At 67.7% G+C, this 4,733-nt stretch carries 6 protein-coding genes; all 6 read right to left on the reverse strand.

All coding sequences use genetic code 11. The annotated features are described in order from the left end of the window. Positions 1–568, reverse strand: a 568-nt coding sequence (locus tag QOC69_RS08720; RefSeq protein ID WP_526438409.1) for a DEAD/DEAH box helicase, incomplete at its 3' end; no start/stop codon positions are given. Continuing rightward, the gene (gene tatC, locus QOC69_RS08725) at positions 552–1,502 is read right to left on the reverse strand and encodes a twin-arginine translocase subunit TatC (protein WP_526438417.1); all 951 of its coding nucleotides are present in this window, start codon (positions 1,500–1,502) and stop codon (positions 552–554) included. The genes tatC and QOC69_RS08720, both read right to left, overlap by 17 nt. Before the next feature lie 62 nt (positions 1,503–1,564). Continuing rightward, positions 1,565–1,828, reverse strand: coding sequence for a Sec-independent protein translocase subunit TatA (gene tatA / locus QOC69_RS08730; RefSeq protein WP_526438419.1), 264 nt, complete (start codon positions 1,826–1,828; stop codon positions 1,565–1,567). Positions 1,829–1,858: 30 nt separating this feature from the next. Then, a complete protein-coding gene (locus QOC69_RS08735; protein WP_526438411.1) occupies positions 1,859–2,833 on the reverse strand; it encodes a helix-turn-helix transcriptional regulator in 975 nt (324 codons plus the stop codon). Further along, positions 2,830–3,825 (reverse strand): helix-turn-helix transcriptional regulator, encoded by a 996-nt coding sequence (locus QOC69_RS08740; protein ID WP_526438413.1) that lies wholly within the window; start codon positions 3,823–3,825, stop codon positions 2,830–2,832. The genes QOC69_RS08735 and QOC69_RS08740 overlap by 4 nt, the downstream gene beginning before the upstream one ends. Positions 3,826–3,932: 107 nt before the next feature. Then, positions 3,933–4,733, reverse strand: an 801-nt coding sequence (locus QOC69_RS08745) for a proteasome accessory factor PafA2 family protein (protein ID WP_526438415.1), incomplete at its 5' end; no start/stop codon positions are given.

A 4,733-nucleotide genomic window follows, 5' to 3' on the forward strand; every position in this document is an offset into this window, starting at 1 on the left:
CGACCGTGGTGTCGCCGCGCACGGTCTGGATCCAGCCGCCGAACTCCTCGGCGTTGCTCACCGTCGCCGACAGGCTGACCAGCCGCACGTCCTCGGACAGGTGCAGGATCACCTCCTCCCACACCGCACCGCGCATCCGGTCGGCCAGGAAGTGCACCTCGTCCATCACCACATGCGAAAGCCCCTGTAAAGCAGACGAATTCGCGTACAACATGTTGCGCAGCACCTCGGTGGTCATGACCACAACCGCAGCGTCGCCGTTGATCGACTGGTCACCGGTGAGCAGGCCCACCCGCTCCGGACCGTAGCGGCGCACCAGGTCGGTGTGCTTCTGGTTGCTCAACGCCTTGATCGGCGTGGTGTAGAAGCACTTTCGGCCTGCGGCAAGGGCCAGGTGCACGGCGAATTCGCCGACCACCGTCTTGCCCGCACCCGTCGGCGCACACACCAACACGCCGTGCCCGGCCTCCAGCGCCGTGCACGCCCGCAACTGGAACCCGTCGAGGGTGAACGGCAGCTCCTCGGCGAAGCGACTCAGCTCGGGCGTCAGGTCAGGTGGCTTGGTCATCGACCGTCAGCCGGGACGGGGTGGGCACCGCGCTGGGCGCGTCGACGGGCTCGACGCTCCCGATCGGGGCCGCCTCGTCCTCGGGCACGTCCTCCAGCGCGGCCCGGCGGGCCTTGCGCCGGTCGTTGATCCGCGCCACCTGGATGGCCAGCTCCAGCAGCACCGACAGCGCCATTGCCAGCGCCAGCATCGAGAACGGATCCGAGCCGGGCGTCGCGAACGCGGCGAACACGAAGAGACCGAAGATCAGCCCGCGTCGCCAGACCTTCAACCGCTCGTAGGTGAGCATGCCGACCAGATTCAGCATGATGATGAGCAGCGGGAATTCGAAGCTGATGCCGAACACCAGCAACAGGTTGATCAGGAATCCGAAGTACTGGTCACCCGACAGCGCGGTGATCTGGACGTCGCTGCCGACCGTCAGCAGGAAGCTCAACGCCTTGGACATCACCACGTAGGCAAGCACGGTGCCGCCGATGAACAACATCGCCCCGAAGCCGACGAACACCGTAGCGAACCGGCGTTCCTTCTTGTAGAGGCCCGGGGTGATGAACGCCCACAGCTGCTGTAGCCACACCGGGCAGGCCAGCACGACGCCCGCGGTGAGGGCGACCTTGAGTCGCAGCATGAACTGGTCGAACGGCGCCGTCGCAAGCAGCCGGCATTCTCCGTTGGGTGCGATGGTGGCCCGCGCCGAGGCGGGCAGAGAGCAGTACGGGCCGCGCAGCCAGTCACCGAGGCTGGGCAGGCCGAACGCGCCGTGGGTGTACCAGAAGAACCCGACGGTCGTGGTGACGACGATCGCGGCCACCGCGATCAGCAGGCGGTTGCGCAGCTCCTGCAGATGATCGACCAGCGACATCGTGCCGTCGGGATTTGCCCGCGTGCGTAGGCGACGCGGGTCAAGCTTCTTGAGGATTCCGGGGATCTGCACGGGCTCGTCGGGGGACGCCACTCAGCGACGCGACAGCGCGTCGCGGTCGGTGGAGGCGTGTGTCAGGCCGGGTGCTTGTCGGAGGACTGCTCCGGCGCGGGAGCCGGGGGTGTCGGGTCGACGCGCTCCGAGGCGATCGGCGTGGCCGCCGGAGCCTGAGCCGCGTCTTCCGGCTTGGAGTCGGCCTGCATCTCCTTGATCTCGGATTTGAAGATGCGCATCGACTTGCCCAATGAGCGCGCCGCGTCCGGGAGTTTCTTGGCCCCGAACAACAGCACGAACACGGCGATCACGATCAACCAATGCCAGGGTTGTAGACCACCCAATTCGGTCACCTCCAGAAGTCAATGCGAAGTCTACCCGTCGGCGTGGTCGCCGCTGACTTCATAGGCCTGCAGCGCCGACACGGCGAAGTCGCGCACCCGATCGGCCAGCGACTGCGGCTCCAGCACCCGCACCGCTGAGCCGAAGCCCAGCACGAAGCGTGCCATCCACTCGTCCGAGGCGTAGGTCATGGCGGCCTCGAACGCGCCGTCGGCCAGTTCACGTTCGGCGCGCAGCGGGTAGTAGTCGAACATCCAGGACGCGCTCCGATCGATCAGGAGCGTCGCCGAGGGCAGGGACGGGTCGGCGTCGAACAGTGACGTGTCAGGTCCTGCCGCCACGGCGGGCTCGGGGGGCACCGACGGCTCGTCGAGCACGTGTGCGTCGACGATGCGGTCGAAGCGGAACAGCCGCACGGCCTCGGCCGTGCGGCACCATGCCTCGAGGTAGCTGTTGTCGCCGACCAACACCACCCTGATCGGGTCGACGATCCGGGTCGACAGCGTGTCGTGGGATGCCGAGTAGTAGTCGATGCTGAGCGCGTGGTCGTCCCGCACCGCGGCGCGCACCGCTGCCGCGGCGTTGCTCTCCATCGGCGCGGGTTCGTCGACCGCCGTACCGCCGCTTTCCTTGGCCGTTCCCGCCGCCGATTCGATCTTGGCGATGGCACTGCGGGCGGCCTCGGGATCGACCATGCCCGGCACGTCGAGGAGTGCCCGCAACGCCACCGAGATGCCGGTCGCTTCCGGCGACGTCAGCCGCAGCGGGTGGTCCATGCCCGCCGAGAAGGTGACTTCGATTGTCTTGCCCGACATCTCGAAGTCGATCAGATCGCCTGGGCTGTATCCCGGAAGCCCGCACAGCCATAGCTGCTCGAGATCTTCGCGCAGCTGCTTGACGCTGACGCCAAGGTCGGTGGCTGCCTCGTCGAACGTGATCCTGGGGTTGGCCTGGAAGTACGGAACCATGTTGAGCAGCCGGACCAGCCGCGTGGAAACGCTGCTCAAGTCCTTACTCCGTCCGCTTGAGCGCGGAGCCTGGCCACCACGTCGTCACGCAACGACTGCGGGTCGAGCACCACGGCGTCGGCGCCGTATCCCGCGATCTCGCGGGCCAGCCGGTCCTGCCTACCGATGTCGATGGCGATCTCGTCCCCCGCCCGTCCCGCCAGCGTGCGCGACACGGTGACCGCCGCCTGGCGCCGCAACGCGGTCGCACGGCCGTCGGCCACCCACACCCGGGCCTGGGCCCCCGGCGGCCACTCGGCCACGGCCCGATGCACGATCTCCCGCAGGTCGACTCCGTCGGGCCGCCGCACCCCGCCGCGCGGGCCGACCGCGGCCACCTCGGCGCCGATGCGGGACAGCCGGAAGGTGCGGACGTCGTCGCGGTCGCGGTCGTGGCCGACGAGGTACCACCGGCCGTGGTGGGTGACCACACCCCACGGCTCCACCGTCCTGGTGGTGTACGGGTCGCTGCGCGTTGGGCGATGCTGGAACTGCACGGCCTGCCCGGAGTCGATGGCTGCCAGCAGGATTCCCAGGACTTCCTCCGAGCCACGCAGACCAGGCATCGCAGCGGCCGTGGAGATGGTCACGCCGACCTCAGGAGCGTCGACGTCGACACCCGCTGCCCGCAGTTTGAGCAGCGCTCCCTGGGTGGCGGTGACGAGCTCAGGGGACTGCCACAGCTGGGTGGCCACCGCCACCGCGGCGGCCTCGTCGGCCGTCAACTCGACCGGCGGAAGCGCATAGGTCTCCTGGTTGATGCGGTAGCCCTCGGTCGGATCCAGCGACGACACCCGACCGGTCTCCAGAGGGATGCCGAGGTCGCGCAACTCGTTCTTGTCGCGTTCGAACATCCGCGAGAAGGCCTCGTCACTGGGGCTGTCGGCGTAGCCGTACACCGTCGCACGGATCCGATCGGCCGTGATGAAGGTGCGGGTGGACAGGAGTGCGATGACCAAGTTCATCAAACGCTCGACTTTGGAGATCCCCACTGCCTAACCCTATTCGACCGGGGCCGAGGTGCGATCACGTGCTCGGCAAGAGATCGCGCGCCAAACGCCTACGTCACGGGCACATGAAGACAAAGGGTGGGCACTGCTCACATGCTGGCGATGAGTCGCTTGACCCGTTCGTCGACCGACCGGAACGGGTCCTTGCACAACACCGTTCGCTGGGCCTGGTCGTTGAGCTTGAGGTGCACCCAGTCGACGGTGAAGTCGCGGCCCGCGGCCTGCGCGGCACTGATGAACTCACCGCGCAGCTTGGCGCGGGTGGTCTGCGGCGGTTCGTTGACCGCGGCCTCGATCTCCTCGTCGGTGGTGATGCGGGCGGCCAGGCCCTTGCGTTGCAGCAGGTCGAACACACCGCGGCCCCGCTTGATGTCGTGGTAGGCGAGGTCGAGCTGGGCGATCTTGGGGTCGGCCAGCTCCATGTCGTATCGGTCCTGGTACCGCTGGAACAGCTTGCGCTTGATCACCCAGTCGATCTCGGTGTCGACCTTGGCGAAGTCCTGGGCCTCCACGGCGTCGAGCAGGCGACCCCATAGGTCGACGACCTGCTCGATCTGTGCGTTGGGTTCGCGGGTCTGCAGATGCTCGACGGCCCGGCTGTAGTACTCGCGCTGAATGTCCAGGGCGCTGGCCTGCCGTCCGCCTGCGAGCCGCACCGGACGGCGGCCGGTCAGATCGTGGCTGACCTCGCGGATGGCGCGGATCGGGTTGTCCAGCGAGAAGTCGCGAAACGGGACGCCGGACTCGATCATCTCCAGCACCAGCGCGGCCGTGCCGACCTTGAGCATGGTGGTGGACTCACACATGTTGGAGTCACCGACGATGACGTGCAGGCGGCGGTACTTCTCGGCGTCGGCGTGCGGTTCGTCGCGGGTGTTGATGATCGGCCT

This window comes from Mycobacterium sp., from assembly GCF_032162105.1.
GTDB lineage: Bacteria > Actinomycetota > Actinomycetes > Mycobacteriales > Mycobacteriaceae > Mycobacterium.